The 25379-nt window shown below is 65.7% G+C and carries 23 protein-coding genes; 19 read left to right on the top strand and 4 right to left on the bottom strand.

Annotation, left to right across the window (positions count from 1 at the left end; genetic code table 11):
• Position 1: 1 nt before the first annotated feature.
• Positions 2–1186 carry a thiolase family protein gene (locus H289_RS0103655; RefSeq protein WP_020099394.1) on the bottom strand — a complete coding sequence of 395 codons (1185 nt, stop codon included), beginning with the start codon at positions 1184–1186 and terminating at the stop codon, positions 2–4.
• A 146-nt stretch (positions 1187–1332) separates the two neighbouring features.
• Here H289_RS0103655 and H289_RS0103650 point away from each other — a divergent pair, with 146 nt between their 5' ends.
• The 11 genes from H289_RS0103650 (at position 1333) to H289_RS0103600 (ending at position 13659) form a co-directional block, all read left to right on the top strand.
• Positions 1333–2901: an AMP-binding protein gene (locus tag H289_RS0103650; RefSeq protein WP_020099393.1), complete on the top strand. Its 1569-nt coding sequence runs from the start codon at positions 1333–1335 to the stop codon at positions 2899–2901.
• Between the two features lie 39 nt (positions 2902–2940).
• Complete coding sequence (locus H289_RS0103645; RefSeq protein WP_020099392.1) at positions 2941–4098, top strand: acyl-CoA dehydrogenase family protein; 1158 nt, start codon at positions 2941–2943, stop codon at positions 4096–4098.
• A gap of 82 nt (positions 4099–4180) precedes the next feature.
• Positions 4181–6295 carry a hydantoinase/oxoprolinase family protein gene (locus H289_RS0103640; protein ID WP_020099391.1) on the top strand — a complete coding sequence of 705 codons (2115 nt, stop codon included), beginning with the start codon at positions 4181–4183 and terminating at the stop codon, positions 6293–6295.
• Positions 6295–8334 (top strand): hydantoinase B/oxoprolinase family protein, encoded by a 2040-nt coding sequence (locus H289_RS29620; protein ID WP_020099390.1) that lies wholly within the window; start codon positions 6295–6297, stop codon positions 8332–8334. Before H289_RS0103640 ends, H289_RS29620 begins: the two co-directional genes overlap by 1 nt.
• Positions 8334–8627: a DUF1330 domain-containing protein gene (locus H289_RS29615; protein ID WP_020099389.1), complete on the top strand. Its 294-nt coding sequence runs from the start codon at positions 8334–8336 to the stop codon at positions 8625–8627. The genes H289_RS29620 and H289_RS29615 overlap by 1 nt, the downstream gene beginning before the upstream one ends.
• A complete protein-coding gene (locus H289_RS0103625) occupies positions 8628–9692 on the top strand; it encodes a zinc-binding dehydrogenase (RefSeq protein WP_020099388.1) in 1065 nt (354 codons plus the stop codon).
• Positions 9689–10441 (top strand): SDR family oxidoreductase, encoded by a 753-nt coding sequence (locus H289_RS0103620; RefSeq protein WP_020099387.1) that lies wholly within the window; start codon positions 9689–9691, stop codon positions 10439–10441. The genes H289_RS0103625 and H289_RS0103620 overlap by 4 nt, the downstream gene beginning before the upstream one ends.
• A 309-nt stretch (positions 10442–10750) precedes the next feature.
• On the top strand, positions 10751–11164 hold the full coding sequence (locus H289_RS0103615) for a hypothetical protein (RefSeq protein ID WP_020099386.1): 414 nt from the start codon (positions 10751–10753) through the stop codon (positions 11162–11164).
• Positions 11157–12317 carry an acyl-CoA dehydrogenase family protein gene (locus H289_RS0103610; RefSeq protein WP_029104751.1) on the top strand — a complete coding sequence of 387 codons (1161 nt, stop codon included), beginning with the start codon at positions 11157–11159 and terminating at the stop codon, positions 12315–12317. Before H289_RS0103615 ends, H289_RS0103610 begins: the two co-directional genes overlap by 8 nt.
• A 40-nt stretch (positions 12318–12357) precedes the next feature.
• Positions 12358–13182 (top strand): SDR family NAD(P)-dependent oxidoreductase, encoded by an 825-nt coding sequence (locus tag H289_RS0103605; protein WP_020099384.1) that lies wholly within the window; start codon positions 12358–12360, stop codon positions 13180–13182.
• A 60-nt stretch (positions 13183–13242) separates the two neighbouring features.
• Positions 13243–13659 (top strand): nuclear transport factor 2 family protein, encoded by a 417-nt coding sequence (locus H289_RS0103600; RefSeq protein WP_020099383.1) that lies wholly within the window; start codon positions 13243–13245, stop codon positions 13657–13659.
• 354 nt (positions 13660–14013) lie between these two features.
• Here the strand turns inward: H289_RS0103600 and H289_RS33965 are convergent, their stop codons facing one another.
• The 3 genes from H289_RS33965 to H289_RS29610 are packed head-to-tail and all read right to left on the bottom strand — an operon-like array spanning position 14014 to position 15790.
• Entirely contained in the window at positions 14014–14289 is a 276-nt protein-coding gene (locus H289_RS33965; RefSeq protein WP_353583180.1) for a PhzF family phenazine biosynthesis protein, read from the bottom strand.
• Positions 14290–14318: 29 nt separating this feature from the next.
• Complete coding sequence (locus tag H289_RS0103590; RefSeq protein ID WP_036420102.1) at positions 14319–15074, bottom strand: SDR family oxidoreductase; 756 nt, start codon at positions 15072–15074, stop codon at positions 14319–14321.
• Positions 15071–15790, bottom strand: a complete 720-nt coding sequence (locus H289_RS29610) for a DJ-1/PfpI family protein (protein WP_155944012.1) — start codon at positions 15788–15790, stop codon at positions 15071–15073. Before H289_RS29610 ends, H289_RS0103590 begins: the two co-directional genes overlap by 4 nt.
• A 1390-nt stretch (positions 15791–17180) precedes the next feature.
• Between H289_RS29610 and H289_RS0103575 the strand changes: the two genes are divergently transcribed.
• The 8 genes from H289_RS0103575 to H289_RS0103540 are packed head-to-tail and all read left to right on the top strand — an operon-like array spanning position 17181 to position 25352.
• Entirely contained in the window at positions 17181–17894 is a 714-nt protein-coding gene (locus H289_RS0103575) for an MlaE family ABC transporter permease (protein ID WP_020099379.1), read from the top strand.
• A 7-nt stretch (positions 17895–17901) separates the two neighbouring features.
• Entirely contained in the window at positions 17902–18756 is an 855-nt protein-coding gene (locus tag H289_RS0103570; protein WP_020099378.1) for an ABC transporter permease, read from the top strand.
• A gap of 3 nt (positions 18757–18759) precedes the next feature.
• On the top strand, positions 18760–20256 hold the full coding sequence (locus H289_RS0103565; protein ID WP_020099377.1) for an MCE family protein: 1497 nt from the start codon (positions 18760–18762) through the stop codon (positions 20254–20256).
• A 39-nt stretch (positions 20257–20295) separates the two neighbouring features.
• Positions 20296–21321, top strand: a complete 1026-nt coding sequence (locus H289_RS0103560) for an MCE family protein (protein ID WP_020099376.1) — start codon at positions 20296–20298, stop codon at positions 21319–21321.
• Positions 21318–22664 (top strand): MCE family protein, encoded by a 1347-nt coding sequence (locus H289_RS0103555; protein WP_036420163.1) that lies wholly within the window; start codon positions 21318–21320, stop codon positions 22662–22664. The genes H289_RS0103560 and H289_RS0103555 overlap by 4 nt, the downstream gene beginning before the upstream one ends.
• A complete protein-coding gene (locus H289_RS32790) occupies positions 22661–22852 on the top strand; it encodes a hypothetical protein (protein WP_155944011.1) in 192 nt (63 codons plus the stop codon). The genes H289_RS0103555 and H289_RS32790 overlap by 4 nt, the downstream gene beginning before the upstream one ends.
• Complete coding sequence (locus H289_RS0103545; RefSeq protein WP_020099374.1) at positions 22849–24198, top strand: MCE family protein; 1350 nt, start codon at positions 22849–22851, stop codon at positions 24196–24198. The genes H289_RS32790 and H289_RS0103545 overlap by 4 nt, the downstream gene beginning before the upstream one ends.
• Positions 24195–25352 (top strand): MCE family protein, encoded by a 1158-nt coding sequence (locus tag H289_RS0103540; RefSeq protein ID WP_051128385.1) that lies wholly within the window; start codon positions 24195–24197, stop codon positions 25350–25352. The genes H289_RS0103545 and H289_RS0103540 overlap by 4 nt, the downstream gene beginning before the upstream one ends.
• Positions 25353–25379 lie beyond the last annotated feature (27 nt).

Here is a 25379-nt window from a genome sequence, read left to right as displayed (position 1 = left end):
GTCAGTCCTTGCTCAAGATGGTGATGGCGCAGGCCGCGGCCTCCGGGTGGCTGTAGCCGCCGGCGTTCTCTGCGAGGCCCCGGCGGGCGCCGGGGACCTGTCGCTGGCCGGCACGCCCGCGCAATTGGGTGACCAGTTCGACGATTTGCGCCGCACCGGTGGCGCCAACGGGGTGCCCCTTGGACACCAGTCCACCGCTGGTGTTGACCGGGAGGTCGCCACCCAGGCGGGTCGCGCCGCTGCGGGCAAGTTTCGGTCCCTCGCCCTGCGCGCAGAGCCCGAGTTCTTCGTAGACGATGAGCTCGTTGGGTGAGGCCGCGTCGTGCAGCTCGACGACGTCGAGGTCCTCTGGTCCGAAACCGGCCTGTTCGTAGGCCGCCTCGGCGGTGCGCCGTTCCAGTGTTGTGGTGCCGCCGCCGGGAATTCCGGTGCGTAGCACCGATGCGCGCACCTGTACGGCGTCGAGGGATGGGGCGTCGGCGGTTGCGCGCACGACGAGAGCCGCCGCGCCGTCGGCGACCGGTGAGCACATCAGCATCGTCAAGGGATCGGCGATCATCCGACTCGCCAGCACTTCCTCGGGGGTGCGCACGGTGCGGTACTGCGCGTGCGGATTAAGGGCGGCGTGGGCGGAGTTCTTGGCGGCGATTAATGCGAAGTCGTGAGCGGTGGCCCCGGTACGCGCCATGTAGTCGCGGGTTTCCTGGGCGTAGACCTCCATGAAGAAGGACTCGGCGGCGCCCTCGCGTCCAGTCAGTTCCCGGCTGTAGTGCTCGAGGCGCTCGACGTCGGCCGCCGACGCCAGCGCGTCGAGCACGGTGCGGGTGCTGCGGCCGCTCATCTTCTCGTTGCCCACAACCAACACGGTGCGGTACATGCCCGAGAGGATGGCCGCCCTGGCCACATGCAGCGCCGACGAGCTGCTGGCACAGGCGTTTTCGATGTTGATCAGGGGCTTGCCGACCAGCCCGGTGTCCGAGATGACCACCTGCCCGCGGGTCATCTCCTGCCCGGTCACCAACCCACCGACAGCGTTGGCGTGGATGACCAGGTCGATGTCCGCTTCGCTCACCGCGGCGTCATCGAGGGCCTCTGTGATCGCCGGCGCCGCCAGGTCGCGCAGAGACTTGTCGGGAAACTTCCCGAACGACGTGATGCCCACGCCGATGATGCTCACTGTGTCCATTTCATCCTCCGAACTGCCGCTTTGCGATCCGATGAGATTGACACTTGCAGAATACTAACTGATAAGTCAAGATTGGATTTGACGGAGATGCGCATCACACCGATGAGGGTGTGATGTCCTGCGTCACCCACACAAAGGAGTGAACTGTGAGCACGTCAGCGGCTATCGGGCCGAATTACGGCAGCCTGATCGTCGAGGCGCTGACTCGGTACCCCACCCGGGAAGCCTTCGTCCTGGGCGACCGGCGCGTGACGTATGCCGAGACCGCCGACATCACCGCGCGCATCCTGCGGGTCATGCACGACCTCGGGATACGCCGCGGATGCGGCGTCGGGGTTCTCAGCCCCAACGCCCCGGAAGTCTTCATGACCCAAGCCGCGACGTTCCTTTCCGGCGCCCGCTACAGCGGCCTGCATCCGATGGGCTCTGTTGACGATCACGTCTTCCTGTGCGACGACGCTGAAATCGAACTGCTGGTCGTGCATCCCAAGTTCGCCGACACCGCGGCGGTCATCGCCGAGAAGGCGGCCTCGGTCCGCCATGTTCTAACTATCGGCACCTGCGATGGTCTTCCGAACCTGCTCGACCTCACCGCCGCCGCCGACCCCGGTCGATTGCGGGCCTTGGCCGTCGACGAGGAAGAGGTCGGCTGGCTGCAGTACACCGGCGGCACGACCGGCCGGCCCAAGGGCGCCATGTTGTCTCACCGCGCCCTGGTTCAAGAGGTTCAGAGCCTCACCGCGGCGTGGGGGCTACCGGAGACGCCTCGCTACCTGGCGTCATCGCCTATCACCCACGCCGCCGTCCTACCGTTGCTGCCCACCCTGGTGCGCGGCGGAACGGTGGTGCTGCAGCAGGGATTCGATCCGCAGGCCTGGCTGCACGCCATCGCTGCCGAACGCATCAACTACACGTTCCTCGTGCCGACGATGCTCTACACCCTGCTCGACAAGACCGATCCCACCGCGGTGGACACCTCCTCGTTGGAGACCTTGGTCTACGGGGCGGCGCCGATGTCGGCGAGCCGTATCAAGGAGACCCAAGACGTCTTCGGGCCCATCGTCATGCAGGTCTACGGACAAACCGAGTGCGTGGGCATGACTACCAGTTTGCGCAAGGACGAACACGACCCCATCGGTCGACCGGAACTGCTGGCCTCCTGCGGTCGTCCCGTGCCCGGTGTTTCGGTCCAACTCCTCGACGACGCGGGGCTCCCGGTCGCCGATGGGGAGGTCGGCGAGATCGCCGTGCGCTCTCGCACCGTCATGAACGGCTACTGGAAGCGACCCGAGGAAACCGCCGACGCCCTGCGTGACGGCTGGCTGCACACCGGGGACATGGCCAGAACCGACGACGACGGCTTCTTCTACCTCGTCGACAGGAAGAAGGACATGATCGTCACCGGCGGCTTCAACGTCTTTGCCAAGGAAGTCGAAGACGTCATCGCAGCGCACGAAGACGTCTCCGCCGTCGCGGTGATCGGCGTACCCGACGACAAGTGGGGCGAGGCAATCGCTGCCTTCGTCGTAGCCCGCCCAGGGGCCACCATCGACGTCGCCGAACTGACGGCCTCGGTGCGTGCCCGCAAGGGGCCCCATCAGACACCGAAGCGACTCGAGGTCGTCCCCGACCTACCGATGACGGCGGTCGGCAAAGTCGACAAGAAGTCGCTGCGCGCCGCGCACTGGGCCCACCAGGGCCGCCAAGTCAACTGAAACGCAACACCTTTCATTCTCGTAGCAAAGGACAACTCTGTGTCGACCACCCCGTTCACCCTCGACGAGGACCATCTCGCCTTCCAGCAGGAGGTCCGCAAGCTCGCCCGCCGCGAGTTTCTCGACACCTACCTGCCGCGCGCCAACAGCACCGAATTCCCCTACGCCGAACTCAAGCAGCTCGCCCAGGCCAACCTGACGACCCTGTCTTTGTCGGAGGAACTCGGTGGCCAAGGAGCCGACCTGCTCGCCGTGGGTTTGGCGTGCGAGGAGATCGCCTACGCCGACCCGAACATGGGCTACATCCTGTTCAGTACCAACAGCTTGGTGACACTGTTGGCCGAGCACCCTTCGCCTGCAGTCGCCGCGTGGGCGAATGCGGTGGGCAGCGGTGATGCGTTGGGATGCTGGGCGGTCACCGAACCCGGCGCGGGGTCCGACGCCGGCGCCATGAGCACCAAGGCCGTCCCGGTCGACGGCGGGTGGCGCCTCACCGGTGAGAAGACCTCGGTGACCCAGGCGCCTCACGCCAACATCGCCGTCGTGCTCGCCCAGACCGATGCGGCCAAGGGCACCAAGGGAATTGGTTGCTTCCTCGTCGATATGAGCGCCGGCGGAGTGTCCTCGCAGAGCTTCGACGATCCCGGGTTCAAACCGCTTGGTCGCGGTTCGGTCACCATGGACGACGTGTTCGTCGCCGACGACCACGTGATCAGTACACCCGGCGCCGGATTCGCCGCCATCATGGCCGAATTCGATCTGAGCCGAACCCTGATCGGATTGTTGTGCGTGGGCAGCGCGCAGCGGGCCCTGGACATGGCCACCGCTTACGCCAGGGACCGCCGCACGTTCGGCAAACCCCTGGCCGCTCATCAAGGCGTGTCCTTCGCCATCGCAGAACACACCACCTATCTCACCGCCGTGCGGACGTTGGCCTATCACACGTTGGGGCTACGAGCCGCGGGCCAGCCCCACACCAAGGAGGCGGCGATGCTCAAGTGGTGGGCACCCAAGGTCGCCTTCAACGCGATCCAGGAATCAGTGGTGCTACACGGGCAGGTCGGCTGGTCCAACGAGATGCCGCTGCAAGCAATGCTGCGGGACGTCTCCGGATATCAGATCGGCGACGGCACGGCGCACATCCAGAAGATGATCATCGCCCGCGGCGTCATCGGCCGCGACGCGGTCAGCGCATGACCCACGTGAGGCGACCCAACAGGTCGCATGGTGCAGCAAATCCGCTGTGCCCAAGCATTATTCGAGAAGACAGGAAATAACGATGACCGAGCACGTTCAGTACCAGATCGGCTGTGACATCGGCGGGACGTTCACTGACGTGACCGCGGTGGACAGCCGGGGTGCGGTCTACTCCGATAAGTCCGATACCACCCCGCACGACCTCAGCGTCGGACTGATCGCCGCGCTGGAGAACTTGGCTCAGCGCATCGGCAAACCGCTCGATGAGGTGCTGCCCGACACCACCCGATTCGTCAACGGGACCACGGCGGTGACCAATTCGATCGCCGAGCTCAAAGGTGCCCGCGTCGGACTGATCACCACCCAAGGCTTTGGGGACAACCTGCTGATCGCGCGGTCAGCACGCAGCGCCGACCGTGACCATCACCGTCAGCTCAACATCCCGCAGATCGTTCCCCGCGAACGGGTCATCGAGGTCACCGAGCGTATCGACCGCAAGGGATCGGTCGTGGTCCCCCTCACCGACGACGATGCCCGTGCCGCGGTGCGGCGACTGGTCGACATGGATGTTGAGGCCATCGCCATCTCCCTGCTGTGGAGCTTCGCCAACCCCGAGCACGAAGAGCGACTCGCCGCGGCAGTCGTCGAGGAAGCCCCGGAGCTGTTCGTCAGCGTCTCCTCGCGCCTGCACCCGATGATCCGTGAATACGAGCGCACGATGACCACGGTGCTCAACGCCTTCACCGGCATCCGCGTCGCCGAGTACACCGGCCGCATCGAACGCGAACTCGGTGCGCGCGGTCTGCGCGTCCCCATCGGCTTCATGCAGGGCTTCGGCGGAACGTTAACCGCGGATGAAGCCCGCGAACGACCGATCACCCTGGTCGACAGCGGACCCGCCGGCGGGGTCATCGGGGCCCAGACACTGGCCAAGCGGCTGGGCATCAAGAACGTCGTCACCGCCGACATGGGCGGCACTTCCTTCGACGTGTCGGTGTTGCAGGGCAACAAACCGCTGGTGACCCAGCGGGTCATGTTGCGCGACCAGTTCCTCACCGCGCTGCCCAAGATTGACGTGCTGCCCATCGGTGCGGGCGGCGGCAGCATCGCCTGGGTCGACGCCCGCGGAATCCCCCAGGTCGGACCGCACAGTGCCGGCGCAGAGCCCGGCCCAGTGTGCTACGGCAAGGGCGGTGTGGTGCCGACGGTCACCGACGCCTCCGCGGTGCTGGGCTTGCTCGAACCCAGCGCCTTCCTGGGTGGTCGCCGGGAGCTGGCGCTGCAACCAGCACGCGAAGCCATGGAACGCCAGATTGGAAAGCCCCTCGATGTGGACGCCGTGCACGCTGCCGCAGCGGTCTACCGCATGGTCACGGCCAACATGAGCAACGCGGTGCGCACGGTGACCGTCGAACGTGGGCACGACCCGCGCGCATTCAGCATGGTCGCCTACGGTGGTGCGCTAGGCATTTTCGCCGCCGACATCGCCCGCGAGGTCGGGATCTGTCAGGTCATCATCCCCGCCGACGCGGCGGTGTTCTCCGCCACCGGCCTGCTCAACACCGACGACGTCCGCACCCGGTCGCGATCGGCGCTGTGGGTCGGCGGTGACTCCAGTGCCATCGCCGCGACACTGGGTCAACTCGACGACGAACTGGTCGCCACCCTGCGCGCGGCGGGGTACGCCGACGACGCCATCGACGTGGTGTGGGAGGGCGAATTCAAATACGCCGGCCAACAGTGGGAACTGCCGGTGTCCCTGCCGCGCAAGCGCGACCTGAGCGAGGCCGATCTAACCGACGCCCAGGACCGCTACGGCACGCTGTATGAAGCCGAATACGGGTCCGGTAGCGCCTGGGTCGGCAGCCCGGTGGTGCTGGTCGCCGTCCGCGTCACCGCCACCGGCCGGGTGGCCGCCCTGGAACCGACACCGGCGCAACTGGTTCCGGAATCCGAGCAGCGACTGGCCGCTACGGGAAGCCGTCGAGTGTTCCTTCCGCTACTTGGCGAGGAAACCGAGGTAGGGGTCTACGACACCCGCGCCGCCAAGGCCGGTCACCAGATCCAGGGCCCCGCGATCCTGGAGCATCCGCTGACCACACTGCAAATCCCGTCGGGCTGGGATGCCCGCATCGACGAGTGGGGCAACTTCATCCTCACCGACCGCACCGCAGAACACATCGAGGAGAAGGCGTAATGACCACTCAAACCATGGACCCCACGACCCCACTGGCGGCAGCACCGGTGGATCCGGTGACCATCGAGATCTTCTCCAAGGCACTGGAGAACGTCGCCCACGAGATGGGCGTGGTGATGATGCGCGCCTCGGGCAGCCCTGTCATCGCTGAGGCGGTCGACTTCTCGACGTTCATCGCCGACGCCGACGGGGACATCATCTGCTACGCCGGCTACATCACCATCTACATGGGCACCGCCCGCCAGGCCGTCAAGCACATCCTGGCCACCGTGCCACGGGATCAAATCCGGCCCGGTGATCTGTTCATCTGCAACGACCCGTTTACCACCGGCAATGCCCATCAGGTCGACGTCGGGGTGGTGCGGCCGATCTTCTATCGCGACGAACTCGTTGCGTGGTGCTGGGCCGAGGCCCATGTCAACGACTTCGGCGGTTTCGCTCCCGGCAGCATGGCCCCGATGGCCACCGAGACCTACGGCGAGGCGCTGCGCCTTCCCGGAGTCAAGATCGTCGACCAGGGCCGCCCCGTGGCCGACATCTGGCGGATCATCGAGACCAACATCCGGGTGCCCGACGTGGTGATGAACGACATCCGGTGCTTCATCGCGGCCTGCAACCGCTGCGACGACCGACTGCAGGTCCTCATCGACGACTATGGCACCGCGGCGTTCAAACGCTACGTCGAGGTCGCGAAGGACCTGGCCGAGAAGGCGGTCCGCAACCGGATCGCCGAGCTACCCAACGGGGTCTACACGGACGTGGACTACGAGGAACATAACGGCCACACCAACGACATCTACCCCATCCGGTGCACGATGACCGTCGAGGACGGCACCCTCACCATGGACTTCAGTGAGTCCGCCCCCCAGACCGACGGCTTCGTCAACTGCTCGGCCGCGATCACCCTGGGATGCGCGTTCAGCCCGGCACTGTTCATGCTGTTCCCAGATCTGCCCATCAACCAGGGCACATTGCGACCCATTCAGGTGATCACCAAGCCCGGCACCATCTGCGACGTCCAGATGCCCGCCCCGGTCTCGGGTGGGCACCTGGAAACCGGTTTGCGACTGGGCCGGCTCGTCACCCGGATGCTCGCGGCCATCCAGAGCCGCAGCGACAGCAAATTCGTACGCGAGCACCTGATGGCCCAGTGGCAGGACTCGTGGAACGCGGGCTTCTTCTACGCACCTAATGAGGACGGCGAACTGGTGCCGTTCCCGGACATGAACGGAGGCAGCGGCGGTGGCGGCGCCCAGCCTGTCGCTGACGGCATGGACGTCGCCGGAGCGTTGGCCCAACCCTCCAACAGCCTGCCCGACATCGAGATCAACGAACTCGCCTACCCGATCCTCTACCTGTGGCGCACGTTGCACCGGAACTCCGGCGGCCCGGGCGAACACCGCGGCGGCAACGGTCTGGACCTGGCGTGGACCCCCTGGTACACCACCGGCGGTCAGCAGCACGTCATGACCCCGTGCTGGCAGGTGCCGCCCACCGGACCCAACGGCGGCTACCCCGGATCGACGAGCGGCTTCACACTGGTGGCCGGCGCAGGCGCCGACCAGGCGCTGGCCGCCGGCAGAATCCCGCGCTCGGTCGACGACTTCGACGCCGCCCCGCAATTGCTTCAAGGCAAACAGTTCGGTTTCGCCGTCATGCCTGGAGATGTCATGCGGATGCGTTCCGGCGGCGGAGCGGGCTATGGAGATCCGTTGCAGCGCAGCGTAGATGACGTCGTGGCCGATCTACGGTCGGGCAAAATCGACCGGGCCGCCGCGTCGGCCGCCTACGGCGTGGTCGTCACCGACGGTGGTGAACTCCACGCGGAGGCCACCAGCGCCCGCCGTGACGCCATCCGCGCCGAGCGGCGGTCGTGGCCGGTGGAGGACGGATACGCGGTGCGGCGCACCCAGGCCGGGCAGCGGCTGGCCGAACTGGGCCAGTGGTGCCAGCCGCGAGAGGGCATCGACCTCGTGGAGCGGGCCGACCCGAACACCGGGGACCTCATCAGCGCCAACATTGAAGTCCAGGTCTCCTGATGTCGTGCTACTTCCTGGCCGTGGTCGACAAGCACGACCCTCAGCGGTACGCGGACTACTCGAAGGTCAACTACAAGATCATCAGTGGGCTCGACGTCAAAGTGCACGCCGTCACCGACGACGTCAAGCCCCAAGAGGGCGACTTCGATGCCACCAGTGTGATCCTGCTGGAGTTCCCGGATGACGCGGAGTTCCGGAAGTGGTGGGACAGCGAGGAATACGCCTCGGTCAAGCCCATCCGGCTGGAGTCCTCCACCGTGCGATTCGCGGTCACCTTCGGTGAGGACGCCTGAGTGCGTGCGGCCACCTACCAGGGGCCGGGCACCGTCGAGGTGACCGAGGTTCCCGATCCCACTGCTCCGGATCATCTCGGGGCGGTGGTGCAAGTCGCTGCCGCAGGCATCTGCGGCAGCGACCTGCACATCTTCGAAGGCCACGGGTTCAGCGGCGACCTCGGGTACACCCTCGGTCACGAAGCGGTTGGCGTCGTCGTCGACATCGGTTCGCACGTCTCGCGATTCGCGATCGGCGACCGCGTGCTGATCGCCGCGTCGGTCGGGTGCGTGCTGTGCCAAACGTGCGCCGCGGGCCACGTCACCGCCTGCGAGCACCGACGCCAGCCGTGGAAGGAGTACTGCTACGGGATGAGCCACCGGTTGCCCGGCAGCCAAGCCGAATTCGTTGCCGTGCCCCACGCCGACCGCAACCTGTTCACCGTCGCGCCCGAGGTGTCCGACGACGCGGCGCTCGCGCTGACCGACAACGCGCCCACTGCATGGTACGGAGCCCGCCGCGCGGGCGTGGCCCCCGGTGACACCGTGGCTGTCATCGGGGCCGGACCGGTCGGTCAGCTGGCCGTGCAATCGGCGTTCCTCCAAGGCGCGGCCAGGGTCCTGGTCGTTGAACCCGTCGAGCATCGCCGCGCCGCGGCGGTCGCGGCGGGGGCAGAGCCCGTCGACGTCGCCGATCCCAAAGCGCACATCCGCGAGCTCACCAAGGGGGAAGGCGCCGACGCCGTCATCGAAGCAGTCGGCCAGGACGCGACGATCGCCTTGGCCATCAGCGCGGCCCGCCACGCCGGCCGGGTCAGCGTCATCGGCGTGAGCCAAAACGACGCCTTCCCGTTGCGCCTGCAGGCCTTGCAGACCAAGGAACTGCAGTTCTCGGCTGGTTTGTGCTCGGCGCAACGGGAACTGCCGACCCTGCTGGCGCTGACCGCGGCCGGACGCTTCGATCCGGCTGTGGTGGTGTCGGATCGGCTGTCGCTGGCCGACGCCGCCATCGGCTACGCCATGCTCGCCCAACGTGCCCCAGGCGTCGGGAAGATCACCCTTCGGCCGGGTGCGGAGACATCATGACCGCGCTGACCGGCAACGTCGCGGTGGTGACCGGCGCCAGCCGCGGAATGGGCTTCGCCATCGCCCAACGGCTCGTCGAGCAGGGCGCGACGGTGTGCATCACCGGCCGCAAGCAGGACCAGCTGCAGCAGTCCGTGGACCTCCTTAGAGCTGCCCAGGCCGTCGGCATCGCCGGGCACGCTCACGACGCCGACCACCAGCAGCACGTCGTGGACACCATGATGCAGCGCTTCGGGCGCATCGATCTGTTGGTCAACAGCACCGGCATCAACCCCGTCTACGGTCCTTTGGGCGACCTGGACCTGGGTGCCGCGCGGCATACCGTGGAGGTGAATTGCCTTGCGGCACTGGCGTGGACCCGACGTGTGCACGCCCGGTGGATGGCCAAGCATCGCGGCGCGGTGGTCAACGTTGCGTCGATCGCCGGCCTGTCTGCGTCCACCGGGACCGGTTTCTACGGCGCCAGCAAGGCGATGCTGATTCATTTGACCAGACAGTTGGCCTACGAGTTGGCGCCCCGGACACGGGTCAACGCGGTGGCGCCCGCGGTGGTCAAGACCGGGTTCGCTGCCGCCGTCTATGAGGACAGGGAATCGGAACTGGCCAGCCGATACCCGTTGCAGCGGTTGGGAACTCCCGACGACGTCAGTGGTGCGGTGGCATTCCTGCTGTCGAAGGACGCCGGATGGATCACCGGGCAAACCCTGGTCATCGACGGTGGCGCGACACTCGCCGGTGGTGACCTGTGAGCCGTGACCTCCACACCGACTTGCCTTTCGGGCTGGACTTGGGCCGGTTGCGGATGGTTCACCTCGTCGGTCCCGGAGTACACCGGCGCTGCGTTGAGCGCCACGGTCCTCGCCGGCGGAAAGTCCAACCTGACCTACCGCGTGACCGACGGGGAGCACGCCGGGGTGGTGCGCCGACCGCCCCTGGGGCCGGTGCTACCTCGGGCGCGATTTGCTCGCGCCGTACCGTTTTTGTATCAGCTTCCCCCCGTTGATCCAACGTCAAAAACCAACGGGCTGAATACATCTCACCGACTCAAGGAGTACCCCATGTTTTCAGCGGACTTCGTCATCGACGGCATCGTCGTTTTCGCCATCGGCCTATGGCCGCTGCTGCTGGTGATCGCCGCGGCCGGCGTCCGCTGGTTCAACGCCCGTCGCACCACAGCCGCCACCGCCGTGGCCTCGGTGGCCACTGCGCACGGATCACTGATGGACTTCGCCGTAGACGTCCACCCCGCCGAGCAACGGTTCCGGGCCGACCTCGACGCACTGAGCGACCCGTGGGCGTGGTCGCGCACCCCGACCCTGGCCCGGTTGCACGAAGCGGCCCGCAGCCAGGGGCTGCGCTTCGCCCACGGACCCGACGAGGTCCACAAGCACGCCGTTGCCAAGTCACACATCGGTCGCCAGCTGACGGCCCATCAAGCTTCATCACCTGCAGAGGAGCAGATCAGTGCCTAGCTCGACCGATTTCGACTTGTTCACGCTACCCGACTCACACGTCGAGCTGCGGTCGGTCCTTCGCGCCCTGTGCGAGAGGGAGATCGCCCCCCACGCAGCCGACGTCGACGCACAGGCACGTTTCCCCGACGAAGCCCTAGCGGCGCTCAACGCGGCGAACCTGTCGGCGGTGCACATCCCCGAGGAATACGGCGGTCAAGGGGCCGATGCGGTGGCCGGCTGCATCGTCATCGAGGAGGTGGCCAGGGTGTGCGCCTCATCGTCGATGATTCCGGTAGCCAACAAGCTGGGCACCATGGGGATCGTGCTGCGCGGATCCGAGGAGCTGCGCAAGCAGGTCTTTCCCGCCGTGGCCTCGGGGGAGGCGATGGCCGCCTACGGACTGTCCGAACGCGAGGCCGGCAGTGACGCCGCCGCGATGCGCACCCGGGCCACCGCCGACGGCGACGGGTGGATCCTCAACGGCGCCAAGTGCTGGATCTCCAACGGCGGCAAGGCCACCTGGTACACCGTCATGGCGGTCACCGACCCTGATAAGGGCGCCAACGGCATCTCCGCGTTCGCCGTGCACGCCGATGACGAGGGATTCACCGTCGGTCCCAAGGAACGCAAGATGGGCCTGCGCGGATCCCCGACGACCGAGCTGTACTTCGAGAACTGCCGCATCCCGGGCGACCGGATCATCGGTGAGCCGGGCACCGGTTTCAAGAACGCGTTGGCCACGCTAGAACACACCCGACCCACCATCGGCGCCCAGGCAGTGGGCATCGCCCACGGCGCCTTGGATGCCGCGATCGCCTACACCAAGGAACGCAAGCAGTTCAAGAAGTCGATCAGCGACTTCCAGGGTGTGCAGTTCATGCTCGCCGACATGGCCATGAAGATCGAGGCGGCCCGCCTCATGGTCTACACCGCTGCCGCACGCGCCGAGCGCGGCGAGCCCGCCTTGGGCTTTTTGGCATCGGCGTCGAAGTGCTTCGCCTCCGACGTCGCGATGGAGGTCACCACCGATGCCGTGCAACTGTTCGGCGGCTACGGCTACACCGCCGACTTTCCCGTCGAGCGCTACATGCGCGACGCGAAGATCACCCAGATCTACGAGGGCACCAACCAGATTCAGCGAATGGTCATGGCGCGGTCGCTGCTCGCGTGAGCACTGCCCACCGCTGGACACGATCAACTAGGGAGCAACCGTGAGCAACGGCAACGGCAACGGGAATGACCTTGACGGACGCGTCGCCATCGTCACTGGTGCGGGCGCCCAAGGTCAGGGCATTGGCAACGGACGCGCCGCCGCGGCGTTGCTCGCCCGCGCGGGCGCCAAAGTGGTTCTGGTCGACATGCACCAGGACAGGCTGACAGGAACCGAAGAACTGCTGCGCGAGAGCGGTTCTCAATTCCTATCGGTCATCGCTGACGTGTCGACCGAGGCAGGCTGCCGCTGGATCGTCGAATCAACGATGGCGAGATGGGGACGCATTGACATTCTGGTCAACAACGTCGGCGTCGTAGGCCCAGCGGATTCGGTGGTCGACATCGATCCCGTCGAATGGGACAACCTTTTTCGGGTCAACGTGACCTCGGTGATGTTGATGTCGAAGTACTGCATTCCCGCAATGCGCACCGCACGCAGCGGGTCCATCGTCAACGTGTCCTCGCTGGCGGGGTCGCTGACCCACCCGCGGCCGGCGTATGCGACGACCAAGGGCGCGATTTTGAGCTTGACCCGGTCGATGGCTAGCCGGCACGGGCCCGAGGGCATCAGGGTGAACGCCATCGCCCCTGGGCCGGTGTACACGCCGATGGTTCAGGCCGAGGGTCTGTCCGAGGAAGCCCGCGTCGCGCGGGCGGCGCTGCTGCCGCTACGTACCGAGGGGACGGGATGGGACGTGGGCGAGGCGGTCTTGTATCTGGCCGGCCCGCGTTCGCGATGGGTCACCGGGATCACCTTGACCGTCGACGGCGGCTTCTCCTCTGATCTGCGGATGTCCAACGCAATGACGGTGACTCCAGCGTGACGCTTCGGTCGACCGCGCCCACCCACTGACGATCAGGTCCAAACAAGAGAAGGAGACAAAATGGGAAACAAGGAAATTCCGGCAGGGATCGCCACATTGCTCGACGGCATGCATGCCGGGGATATGCAGAAGGTCGCCGAAAGCCTTTCGGAGGACATCGTTCTCAAGAGCCCAATATTCGCCGACCCGTTTGTGGGGCGCGAGCGAGCTGTGGGGGTAATTACTCATCTGCTCAACGTGGTGGACCAATTCGTGCCGGGTGAGGTTCTCTGGGGCCGAAATAAATTTGCGGCGCTACTCAAGCTCACCGTGGGCACAGCAGACGTCGAGGGTGTCGATGTTATGACTGTCAACGAGGAGGGCAAGGTGAATTCAATGACCATTCAATGGCGCCCGTTGCCGGCCGTAGTAGAGGTGCAAAATCGCCTTGCACCCGCAGTTGGTGTTCCGGTCCTGAAACTCACTCCCGTGACCTGAATAGTTCTGCACCCACATCTTTCCGACAAACCGGCAAAGGTCACCTTCAAGTGCGGGGGTCTCGTTTCACGAGGAGTGCGACAGTTCGTCGACGAGTAGCCGCGCCCCTGTGGCCAGTGCTGCTGTGGTGGAGACGCCGAGAAGCGCGCGGGAGGTTTCACTGAGGTGCGAGAGCGACCCAAAGTCGGCACCTGCGAAACATTGTTCCGGTCTCGGCAGCGAACAGTGTCAGAAAAGTAAGTCAGCGGAAAGCTCGCGGCTGCAGCGCCTTCCGACGCACTGATCGTTGGCTGTGGGCCGTGTCGGGGCCCGGGGACTCCAGCGTGGCGCCTCGAGTCAGTACTTGTGGACACGTCAGTAGTGCGCCGACAGGCTGATCGGCGCACTAGGTGACGTCGATCGGGACCAAGCCGGCGGCCTGTTCGAAGGTGACCCGGCGAAGGGCACTTCGCGAACGGACGTGAAGATACGCGGCCGAGGGTGTGATCGCGGTCGCCGGGCGGCAGCACGAAACGTCGACTCGACGTAGTTGAATTCGTGTACAGCGGCTTGCATCTGCTCGGGCGTCAATCCCCGCGCGCCGAGGATCACCGCGAGCGGATCGCCTGCGAACATTCGGTCGGTGAACACATCGACCGTGACGAACTGCCTTTCCGCGGTCACAGTTGGGAGATGCCGCCGTCGACGACCATCTCGGCACCGAGCACGAAACTCGAATCGTCACTGGCGAGGAACAGGGCCGCCCTCGCGATGTCATCGGGCGTGCCGATGCGACCTGCTGGGGTGCGCGACGCGAGATCGTCGCGCACTGCTTGCGCCTGCTCGGGGGTGCGGCCCCGGCTTTGCAGAGGGGTGTCGATCCCGCCGGGCGAGACGGCATTGACCCGTATCCGGCGATCGAGCAGTTCAGCTGACCAGGTGCGGGCGAAAGACCGCACGGCGGCTTTTGACGCCGAGAGCAATGACAACCCCGGGCGACCGACCTCGTTGAGGAAGGAGGTGCTGAGGACGACCGCCGCACCGACGTTCAAGATCGGCGCGAGGGCCTGCATGGAAAAGAACACGCCTTTGACGTTGGTGTCCATCAGTTGGTCATAAGTAGATTCATCGGTATCTGAAAGCGTTGTGGGATAGGCAATTCCGGCGTTGAGGAACAACACGTCCAATCCCCGAAACGACGACGGCGCCGTTAGGCGGGCGGCTGTGGCGCGCATATCCGCGATGGACGTGACGTCGGCCTTGATCACCATCGACGTCTCACCGAGTTCGGTCCTCAGTCTGCCGAGCCGCTCATCATCGCGACCGGTCACTGCGACCCGTGCGCCCTCCTCGGCGAAGAGGCGAGCCGTCGCCAAACCGATTCCGCTGCTACCGCCGGTGATCAATGCAGTTTTTCCTGCGAGCCTGCCTGTCATCGATTCGCCACCGTGTTGGTAGCCGCGTCGGTTGGGAGTAGTTGGGCGGTCAGCCGCATGGAGTCGATCCCCGGGGCGAGTTGTTGTCTGGCTAGGGCCAGAACCTCGGCGTCGGCTCGGTGGGGTGCTCCACAGTCGAACGGTGGATGTGGGTCGTATTCCATGACGAGTTGACGCAACTTCGCTGCCTGCTCTCCCGCCACTGTCGCCGCCAGCTGTAGGCCGAAGTCGACGCCGGCCGTCACGCCACCGCCTGTGATCCGGTTGCGGTCGACCACGACTCGTCCATCGTCGGGGATGGCGCCATACATGCTCAGGAGATCCCGAAAAGCCCAGTGCGAAGCGGCTCGGTAACCCGACAACAGCCCCGCGGCCCCGAGGATTAGAGATCCGGTGCAGACGCTGGTGATGTACTTCGCTCCGTGGGCGATCCTGCGCACGAACGACAGCACACGAGCGTCCTCGACGAGCAGATGAGTGCCGACTCCGCCGGGAACCAAGAGCACGTCGTAGTCCGGCTCGCATTCGTCGAAGCCTTTGTCGGGCGTGATCACGACGTTGGTGTCGCTGGTGACAGGCTGTCGGGTGTCGGCTACCAGGTCGACGGTCGTGTTTGGCAGTCCCGCCAGAACCTGTTGAGGCCCAATGAGGTCCAGTGTGGTGAAGTTCGGATACAGCAGCATCGCCATTCGTATGCGCGCCGATTGTTCTGTCACTGGTGATATTCCTCCGGATTGAGTTCGCTGCCTGTAATCGAGCCTCGCCCAATTCGTCGGTGAACACACGGGTGAAGTGCCGGGTGCTCATGGCGGCTCGGGCCGCCAGCACCACGGTGTCGACCGTGCTCGGGTCGGGCAGCGGTTCCGTGGCGAATGTCAGACCGGTTCCGGTGGGGACTGCGGCGCCTGTCGGGGATGCCAAGACGACGTGGTACCCCCTCCGACGTGTCACCCTCGTCATTCAGAAACCGCGCCGCGGTGGTGAACGCTTCGAAGGGGCCCACGACGTCCAGAGCCTGCACCCCGGGATAACCACGATGACAACGGATCGCATAAATCCAGCATCAGTCGTCGGCCGTTTGTCGTCAACGACATGTATCCCTCAGATTAGGCCATACGCCGTGCGACTCGCGCTGTACTGCTTCCCACTTGGGCCGACGCACGACGACTCCGCTGAGGTCAGCCTCCGACGTCCAGCGCTGCGGCCGCGTGTGCCCATTGCGCACTGCCGCGGTCACTGGAGGTTTCGCAATCACGGCCATGCCCGGATTTCTCTTCGCTTGGATCCCCGCAACCTCCCCGGTGATGCCAGACGTCACCCAGTGATCGAGGTGCGAGCTGTAGCCGATCAAGCGGTAAACGGGAACATCCGTGTAGTGGTGGCTCCTCGGGCATAGACCTTGATGAAAACGACTCTGCTGCCCACGGTCCTTCGGACAGCTCGATTGAACTCGTCGATTCGAGTACCGGTCCGATGTCGAGGCGAGCGCATCGGGAACGGCGCGGGTTGGCGTCTGCGTCTGCGGGGGCCTCACCGTCGGCTCTGGCCGCAATGCGACACATTGTGCCTTCGGGCACCGCGACGCTGACCGCCCGCTCCGAACGCGGTCGTGTCGACGTCGACGACGCGCACGTCGGCAATTTCAGCGCTCTGACGTGCGGTTTCTAGCTATGTCAACATCGACCCTTGCAGAATACTAACTGATAAGTCAAGATTGACAGGACAGTGATGCACATCGCAGTAGCGGGCAGCAATGACGTGCATCACCAAGGACGAAGGAGTGATCTGTGTGACCACGGCAGCGGCAACCGGGCCGTACTGCGGCAGCATCATCGTTGAGGTGCTGGCGAAGTCTCGCACCTGGGCAGCTTTCGTCCTGGGCGACAGGCGGGTGGTGGGCGCCGGGTCTGCCGGTACCGCCGCTCGGTGCATGCGGGCGGCGGTGGCCCCAGGTGTCCGCCGTGGCTGCACCGTAGGGGTGCCGAGCCCCGACGTCCCAGAGGCGGTTATGGCCCGACGCCAACCCGCTGTTTGTGCACGGGGCAAACGGTGACGATTCTGAGAGCCGCAGGGCGGCCGGTCAGTTCTCTGGGCGGCTTCTTCGCCATGACGTTCGACACCTTTGTGCAAATGTTCCAACGGCCATTTGCCTGGCACGAATATGTGAGGCAGACCTGGTTCGTCGCGCGCGTATCCGTCCTGCCGGCGCTCCTCCTGACCATGCCATTCTCGATATTGTTGACATTCAATTTCAACGTTCTTCTCACCGAATTCGGCGCGTCCGACTTCTCCGGTACCGGCACCGCGATCGGCACAGTGAACCAGATCGGCCCCATCGTCACGGTGCTAGTGGTGTCGGGGGCCGGCGCGACGGCGATGTGCGCCGACCTCGGAGCGCGAACCATCCGTGAAGAACTCGACGCGCTGCGCGTGATGGGCATCGACCCCATCCGCTCGCTGGTAGTGCCGCGGGTGCTCGCCGCGACCACAGTGGCGCTGGCACTGGCGTCGACGGTGATCCTGGTGGGTGTAACCGGCGGATTCCTGTTTTGCGTCACCGTGCAGCACGTCTCGCCCGGCGCATTCGTCGGCGGCCTGAAGCTGCTGACCGGTCCCGGCGACATCATCGTCGCGCTCATCAAGGCCACGCTGTTCGGCATGGCTGCCGGCCTGATCGCTTGCTACAAGGGCACTTCCGTGCGCGGCGGCCCCGCGGGCGTCGGCAATGCCGTCAACGAGACCGTGGTGTTCACCTTCATGGTCCTGTTCGCCATCAACGCCATCGTGACTGCCGTCGCGATCCAGTACACAGTGTCGTGAGGGAGAGATGACTGTCGACGTCCCCAGCCGTAGGTTCCCGCGGCTCGACAAACTGAGCAAGAGTTCGGCCTCGCGGTGGAACCGCATCGGTGAGCAGGGCGCCTTCTACTCACACACCATCGGGTCGATTCCCGACGCGGTCGTTAACTACCGCGCCGAACTGCTACGGCTCATCGCCGCAACGGGTTTGGGTACCGGCGCGCTCGTCGTCGTCGGTGGCACCGTCGCCATCGTCGGCTTCCTGACGATGACGACCGGCGCCCTGGTGGCGATCCAGGGCTACAACCAGTTCTCATCCGTCGGCTTCGAGGCCCTCACCGGTTTCGCCTCGGCATACCTCAACGTCCGGCAAATCGTCCCGGCGACCACCGCGGTGGCGCTGTCGGCCACCATCGGCGCCGGCGCCACCGCGCAGATCGGCGCCATGCGCATCAACGAAGAGATCGATGCCCTCGAGGTGATCGGCATTCGCAGCATCACCTACCTTGCCTCCACGCGCGTGCTGGCCGCGGTGGTCGTGGTGATCCCGCTGTACTGCGTCGCCGTGATGATGGCATTCTTCGCCGCGCGCCTGGGCACCACCACCGTCTACGGGCAGGGCGCCGGCGTGTACGACCACTACTTCAACACGTTCCTCAATCCGAATGACCTGATCTGGTCGTTCGTGCAGTGCGTCGCAATCACGTTCGTGATCATGTTGGTACACACGTACTTCGGGTTCACCGCCTCGGGCGGTCCGGCCGGTGTCGGCGAGGCGGTCGGCCGTGCGGTGCGCTTGTCGATGGTGATCGCGGCCGTCGAGATCGTGTTCATCTCGCTGGCCATCTATGGCCAGTCAGGCAACTTCAACATGGCGGGTTAGCCGGTGGAAGCGCGCAAAGGAGATCGCCGGATCTCGAACTCATGGTGGGCACTGATCCTCATCACTGCCGTGGTGCTGTTCATGGTGGTGACCACGGTGACCTTCACTGGAGCAGCCAAATCCTATGTGCTGGTGACGGTTATGGCTGACCGCGCCGGTCTGGTGCTGGAGACCAACGCCAAGGTCAAGGTGCGTGGTGTGCTGGTGGGCCGCGTCAGCCAGATCGATGTGGGTCAGTCGGGGGCGACCCTGCAGTTGAAGCTCGACCCGGACCAGGTGCGGTACATCCCCGCCAATGTGGGTGCGCAGGTGAGTGTCACGACGGCGTTCGGCGCCAAGTTCGTCGACCTGGTGTATCCGGCGTCGCCCAGCAGCAGCCGGCTGGCCGCCGGCGCGGTGCTGCATGCCGAACACACGACGACCGAGGTCGACACCGTCTTCGAGAACATCGTCAACCTGCTCGACATGGTGGACCCGGCGAAACTGAACTCGGTGCTCAGCGCTGTCGCCGAAGGTGTCCGTGGCCAGGGGGCGCGAATGGGCCAGGCCACAACGGATCTCAACCAGGTGCTGACGGCGCTCAACTCGCGCTCAGACAAGATTCACCAGAACTGGCGGTCTTTGAAGGCGTTCAGCGACACCTACGGGGCGGCCGCCGACAACATCGTGAAGATCCTCAATGCTGCCAGCACCACCAGCGCCACGGTCACCGGCAAAGCGACGGCCCTCGACAGTCTGCTGATGAACGTCATCGGATTCTCTGAGGCCGGAACCGATTTGCTGGGCGCGAGCGGGAACAACCTCGTGGACGCCATCAACGGGCTGGAACCTACGACGAGTCTGCTGTTCAAGTACAGCCCGGGATACACGTGCTGGCTGGAGGGCAACAAGAAGTTCCTCGACTCCGGCGCGTGGGGGGTGTTCGGCGGGGCCGACGGCCGCTCGCTGATCCTCGACGCGACGCTGCTGCCCGGCAAGAACCCGTACGTGTTCCCCGACAACCTGCCGATCATCGCGGCCAAGGGCGGCCCGGGCGGACAACCGGGCTGTGGCTCGCTGCCCGACGTCGCCAAGAACTTCCCGGTGCGGCAACTGATCACCAACACCGGTTGGGGCACAGGGCTGGACATCCGGCCGAACCCGGGCATCGGCAGCCCCTGCTGGGGTCAGTGGTTCCAGAGCACCCGCGCGGTACCGGTGGCGCCGAGCATCCGTCAGTGCCTACCCGGACCCGCTCCCGGTCCGATCGCGTACCCCGGGGCGCCCCCCTATGGCGCGCCGCTATACGGACCCGGCGGGGTCCCGCTGTGGCCGGGTGTCCCGCCCGCCGTGCCGAATCCCGCTGATGCACAACCGCAATCGGCTCCGGTGCCCGCGCAGGCTCCGCCACTGCCGGCCGAAGCCCCTGCGGCGCCCGCCCTGCCGGCCCAAGCGCCGCCATTGCCGGCGGAAGCGCCTGTGACACCCGCATCGCCGTCCGAATCGGCCGGCGTGAACTGACCATGACCACCAACCCACAACTGAGGCAGGAGGGACGCCATGGATAACTTCAAAGGCACGCTGCTCCGTCTCGCCGCCTTCCTTGCAGTCTGTCTGCTGGGCACGGTTGCCCTCTGGGCGGTCTTCGCCGACCTGCGATTCGACGAGGGGCACACCTACTTCGCGCGCTTCGTCAACGTCTCGAACATGAAGAAGGACAGTCATGTTCGCATCGCGGGTGTCGAGGTCGGGCAGGTCAAGAACGTCTCGATCAACCGCGATTCGACGGTGACGGTCGAGTTCACCGCGGACAGTTCCGTCGTGCTGACCGAGGGCAGCCGCGCGGTGATCCGGTACGACAACGTCGTCGGTGACCGGTTCCTGGCCTTGGAGGAAGGTGCCGGCGGCACCAAGAAGCTGAATCCGGGGGACACCATCCCCGTCGACCGCACGCAGCCCGCACTGGATCTCGATGCCGTCATCGGTGGTTTCCGTCCGTTGTTCTCGGCCCTGAGTCCCGACAAGATCAACGATCTGAGTGGGCAGCTGATCCAGGCGCTGCAGGGGCAGGGGCCGTCGATCGGGTCGTTCCTCGCGCAGGCCGCGGTGGTCACCAACACGCTGGCCGACCGCGATCAGCTGATCGGGCAGGTCGTCACCAACCTCAACACGGTGCTGACGTCTTTCGGCGGTAAGAGCGACAAGCTCGACAAAGCCGTGGTCTCCCTGTCGGAGTTGGTCGGCCGGCTGGCACAACGCAAGACCGACGTCTCGAACGCGGTGGCGTACACCGATGCCGCGGCGAATTTGATCGACGGCCTGCTGACCGAGGCCCGGCCGCCGTTGGCCAAGACGGTGCACGAGGTGGACCGGACGGCAGGGATCGTGCTGGCCGACCATGACTATTTCGACAACTTCCTCAACACGTTGCCGGACAAGTACAAAGCACTGTCTCGACAGGGGATCTACGGCGACTTCTTCAGCTTCTATCTCTGCGACGCGGTGCTCAAGCTCAACGGCAAAGGGGGACAACCGGTTTACGTGAAGGTGGCCGGACAGAGCACGGGGCGGTGCACACCCAGATGAAACCTTTTGCCGAGCGAAGCCATTTCGCCCTTGGCGCCATCGGTATCGGCGCCGTGGTGGTGGTCGCCACCGTGGCGCTCCTGTTCCAGAAGATTCCGTTCGTCAGCGGGACGAGCACGTACTCCGGGTACTTCGAGGACGCCAGTGGCCTGCACACCGGTGCGCCCGTGGACATCTCAGGTTTCCCGGCGGGTCGGGTCGCGAGCATCGACCTCGACGGCCCGCGCGTGCTGATCACGTTCACCGTCGACGACAACGTCCATCTCGGCGAACGCACCGAGGCCGCGATCAAGACCAAAGGCCTGCTGGGCAGCAAGATGCTGGAAGTCGTCCCCAAGGGAGACGGTGACCTCAAGGGCACGATCCCCTTGGAGCGCACGGTATCGGCGTACCAGCTGCCGGACGCCCTCGGGGACGTGACCAACGCGATCAGCGGGCTCGACACCCACCAGCTGTCGGACTCGCTCGCCACGGTCTCGGAAGCGTTCGCGAACACCGCCCCGGATCTGCGGGACGCGGTGAACGGCATCGCGCGGTTCTCCAAGACCCTGAACGACCGGGACGCGCAACTGCGCAGCCTGCTCGACAACGCGTCCAAGGCGACGATGGTGCTGGCCAAGCGCAGCGACCAGGTGGTGAGCCTGGTCAAGAACACCAATGCGCTTCTGGTGCAACTGCGTTCGCAGAGCGCCGCGGTGAGCCGGCTGTGGAGCAGCCTGTCGGCGGTCTCACAGCAGCTGAAGGGACTGATCGCGGAGAACAAGGCGCAGCTGCGGCCGGCGCTGGACAAGCTCAACGGCGTCGTGGCGATGCTCGACAATCGCAAAGATCGGCTGCAGCAGGCCGTCAAGGGCCTCAGCCAGTACGCGTTGGCGCTCGGCGATGCGGTGAGTTCGGGCCCGTTCTTCAAGGCGTACATCGTGAACCTGTTGCCGGGTCAGTTCGTGCAGCCTTTCGTCGATGCCGCGTTCTCGGACCTCGGGGTGGATCCGAACACGAAACTGCCGTCGCAGCTTCAGGATCCGCAGGTCGGTCAGCCGGGAACACCACCGCTGCCGGTACCGTTCCCGCGCACCGGTCAGGCCGGCGACCCACGCATGACCATCCCGGATGCGATCAGCGGCAAGCCCGGCGATACCGCGTGTGGCCCACCGGGAATTCCGTTGCCCGGGCCGGGCTGCTACCCCCTCCGCGAGGCGGAACCGGCGCCGCCACCCGGCGGCCCGCCACCCGGACCGCCGGCGCTCGCACCCGAACAGACCGCAATGCCGGAACCACCCAAGACCCCGCCACTGCACGTGTCGGACCCCGTTGAAGTACCGACGCCAGGAGGACAGCCATGACCACGCTGCCCAGAGCGGGTCTCCCGCTGGCGATTGCTGTGACGGCTGGCATCGGAGGTGCCGGTGTCGTCGCGCCGCAGACGCTCGCCCCCGGCCAGAGCGCCACCCCGGAACCAGTGAAGACCCCGCCACTGAAGGCGTCAGGCCCCGCCCACGTACCGGCACCGATGCCCGAAGGACAGCCATGAGCAAGCTGTCAAAGAAGGCACGCCTGCTCCTGGTGATCGCGGTGGTGGTGGCCGTCCTAGCCGCCGCCGGTGTCGTCGGGGTGAACGCGTTCCAGCGGGCATCGCGCAACGAGGTGGTGGGCTACTTCCAGAACACCAATCAGCTGTTCAGCGGTGACGACGTCCTGATCCAAGGCGTGCCCGTCGGCAAGGTCGACAAGATCGAACCGGGACCCGAAAAAGTCAAGGTCACCTTCTGGATCGACGACAAGTACAAGGTGCCGGCCGACGCCAAGGCCGTGATCCTGTCACCACAGTTGGTGACCGGCAGGGCAATTCAGCTGATCCCGCCCTACCGAGGCGGGCCGGCGCTGCGTGGCGGCGCGGTGATCCCGCTCGATCGGACGGCAGTGCCGGTGGAGTGGGACCAGGTCCGCACCCAGCTCCAGCGGGTCGCCGATCTGCTCAAGCCTGATCAGCCCGGCGGGGTCAGCACTCTCGGCGGCTTCATCAACACCGCCGCTGACAACCTGCGGGGACAGGGCGCCAGCATCCGGGAATCGGTGATCCGTCTGTCACAGGCGGTCTCGATCCTCGGTGACCACAGCAACGACCTGTTCTCGACGTTCAAGAACCTCTCGATCCTGGTGTCGGCGCTGCAGGACAGCACCGGCCTGCTGGAACGGCTCAACACCAACCTGGCCGAGGTGACCGGACTGGTCGCCGACGACCCCAACAAGGTCGGTCAGGCGCTGCGCAACATGAGTGCGGTCGCCGACGACCTGCGCTCGTTCGTCGCGGACAACAAGGAAGCCGTTGGGACCGCGTCGGACAAGCTGGCCTCGGTCAGCACCGCGATCGTCGGCAGCCTCGACGACATCAAGCAGGTGCTCCACGTGGCACCCAATTCGGTAGCGGACCTGAACAACATCTACGAGCCCGCGGTCGGTTCACTGACCGGCATCCTCGCGGCCAACAACTTCGCCAACCCGGTCAGCTTCATCTGCGGCGCCATCCAGGCCGCGTCGCGCCTCGGCGCTGACCAGTCCTCGAAGCTGTGCGCACAGTACCTGGCGCCCATCGTCAAGAACCGGCAGTACAACTTCCTACCGCTGGGCGAGAACCTGTTCGTCGGCACCCAGGCCCGGCCCAATGAGGTGACCTACAGCGAGGATTGGATGCGGCCCGACTACGTGCCACCGTCACGTCCGGCGGCACCTGTGGCGCAGCAGGCGGCCGCCGCACCCCAGCCGCCGACTGCCCAGCAGGCCGCCTCCGCGGATGCACCAGCTCCGCAGACCGTGACCACCGACGCCAACGCCGGGCTCGCCGGAATGATGACGCCGCCGGCAGGAGGTGGCTCGTGAGAACCCGTCTAAAGGCCACGGCCGTGTCGACCGCGGCAACGGTGGCGCTACTCGCGTCGGCGGGCTGCGCGGACTGGCGCGGCGCCAACAGCCTGCCGCTACCCGGCACCGAGGGTGGCGGACCCGGGGCGTTCGAAATCCAGGCACAGATGCCCGATGTCACCAACCTGCAGGAGAATTCGCGGGTCCGGGTCTCCGACGTCACCGTCGGCACCGTCACCAAGATCGAGCGACAGGGCTGGCACGCCCTGGTCACGATGCGCCTCAACGGCGATGTGAATGCGCCGGCGAACTCGACGATCAAGCTCGGCCTCACCAGCCTCCTGGGCACGCTGCACATCGAGCTCGGGCCACCCAACGATGGCCGGCCGCAAGGACAGCTGCACCAGGGCTCGGTCATCCCGCTGGCGAACAGCGGCAGCTTCCCATCGGTCGAGCAGACGCTGTCCGCGGTGTCGATGGTGCTCAACGGCGGCGGCATCGGCAACGTCCAGGACATCACCGAAGCCTTCAGCACGGCGTTCCACGGCCGTGCCGAAGACCTGCGCAGCCTCATCAAACAGCTCGACACGTTCACCGCGAACGTCAAGGATCAGACCCCTGACATCATCGCGGCATCCGAGAGCCTGAACGTCGTCGTCGGCAAGCTGGCCGCCAGCCAGCCGGTGCTGGACCGGGCCGTCGACACCATCCCCGAAGCGCTCGCGGTGCTCAATGGTGAACGGGAGAACCTGGTCAAGGCCGCCGACAAGCTGAGCAAGTTCGCGGCGCTCGCCACCGACACCGTGGACCGGTCAAAACAGAACGTCATCAAGGAATTACGTGATCTGGGACCGACGCTCGAACAGCTCGCCAACGCCGGGCCGGCCATGACGCGGGCATTGAGCTTCATTCCCACGGTGCCGTTCCCGAGCGACACCATCGAGAAGTGGCAGCGCGGCGACTACGCGAACCTCACCGCGATCGTCGACCTCACCCTCAGCCGCATCGATCAGGCGTTCTTCACCGGTACCCGCTGGGAGTGCGACCTGACCGAGCTGGAACTGCAGTGGGGCCGCACCATCGGCCAGTTCCCCAGTCCGTGCACCGCCGGCGGGCCGAACAACCCGGGTAATCCGCTGACCATTCCGTACCGCTGGGATCAGGGGCCGTAAATGCATCTCGACAAACGCGTGAGAATT

Origin of the sequence: Mycobacterium sp. 360MFTsu5.1, assembly GCF_000383495.1 — a bacterium.
Lineage (GTDB): Bacteria > Actinomycetota > Actinomycetes > Mycobacteriales > Mycobacteriaceae > Mycobacterium > Mycobacterium mucogenicum_B.
Note: the sequence above shows the minus strand (reverse complement) of the source record. Positions and strands in the feature narration are given on the sequence as shown.

Coding starts and splice junctions, on each gene's coding strand:
- H289_RS0103555 (WP_036420163.1), top strand. CDS start 21,318: ATGAAACCTTTTGCCGAGCGAAGCCATTTCGCCCTTGGCGCCATCGGT.
- H289_RS32790 (WP_155944011.1), top strand. CDS start 22,661: ATGACCACGCTGCCCAGAGCGGGTCTCCCGCTGGCGATTGCTGTGACG.
- H289_RS0103615 (WP_020099386.1), top strand. CDS start 10,751: ATGTTTTCAGCGGACTTCGTCATCGACGGCATCGTCGTTTTCGCCATC.
- H289_RS0103590 (WP_036420102.1), bottom strand. CDS start 15,074: ATGACAGGCAGGCTCGCAGGAAAAACTGCATTGATCACCGGCGGTAGC.
- H289_RS29615 (WP_020099389.1), top strand. CDS start 8,334: ATGTCGTGCTACTTCCTGGCCGTGGTCGACAAGCACGACCCTCAGCGG.
- H289_RS0103545 (WP_020099374.1), top strand. CDS start 22,849: ATGAGCAAGCTGTCAAAGAAGGCACGCCTGCTCCTGGTGATCGCGGTG.
- H289_RS0103640 (WP_020099391.1), top strand. CDS start 4,181: ATGACCGAGCACGTTCAGTACCAGATCGGCTGTGACATCGGCGGGACG.
- H289_RS0103560 (WP_020099376.1), top strand. CDS start 20,296: ATGGATAACTTCAAAGGCACGCTGCTCCGTCTCGCCGCCTTCCTTGCA.
- H289_RS29620 (WP_020099390.1), top strand. CDS start 6,295: ATGACCACTCAAACCATGGACCCCACGACCCCACTGGCGGCAGCACCG.
- H289_RS0103655 (WP_020099394.1), bottom strand. CDS start 1,186: ATGGACACAGTGAGCATCATCGGCGTGGGCATCACGTCGTTCGGGAAG.
- H289_RS0103570 (WP_020099378.1), top strand. CDS start 17,902: ATGACTGTCGACGTCCCCAGCCGTAGGTTCCCGCGGCTCGACAAACTG.
- H289_RS0103575 (WP_020099379.1), top strand. CDS start 17,181: ATGACGTTCGACACCTTTGTGCAAATGTTCCAACGGCCATTTGCCTGG.
- H289_RS0103600 (WP_020099383.1), top strand. CDS start 13,243: ATGGGAAACAAGGAAATTCCGGCAGGGATCGCCACATTGCTCGACGGC.
- H289_RS0103620 (WP_020099387.1), top strand. CDS start 9,689: ATGACCGCGCTGACCGGCAACGTCGCGGTGGTGACCGGCGCCAGCCGC.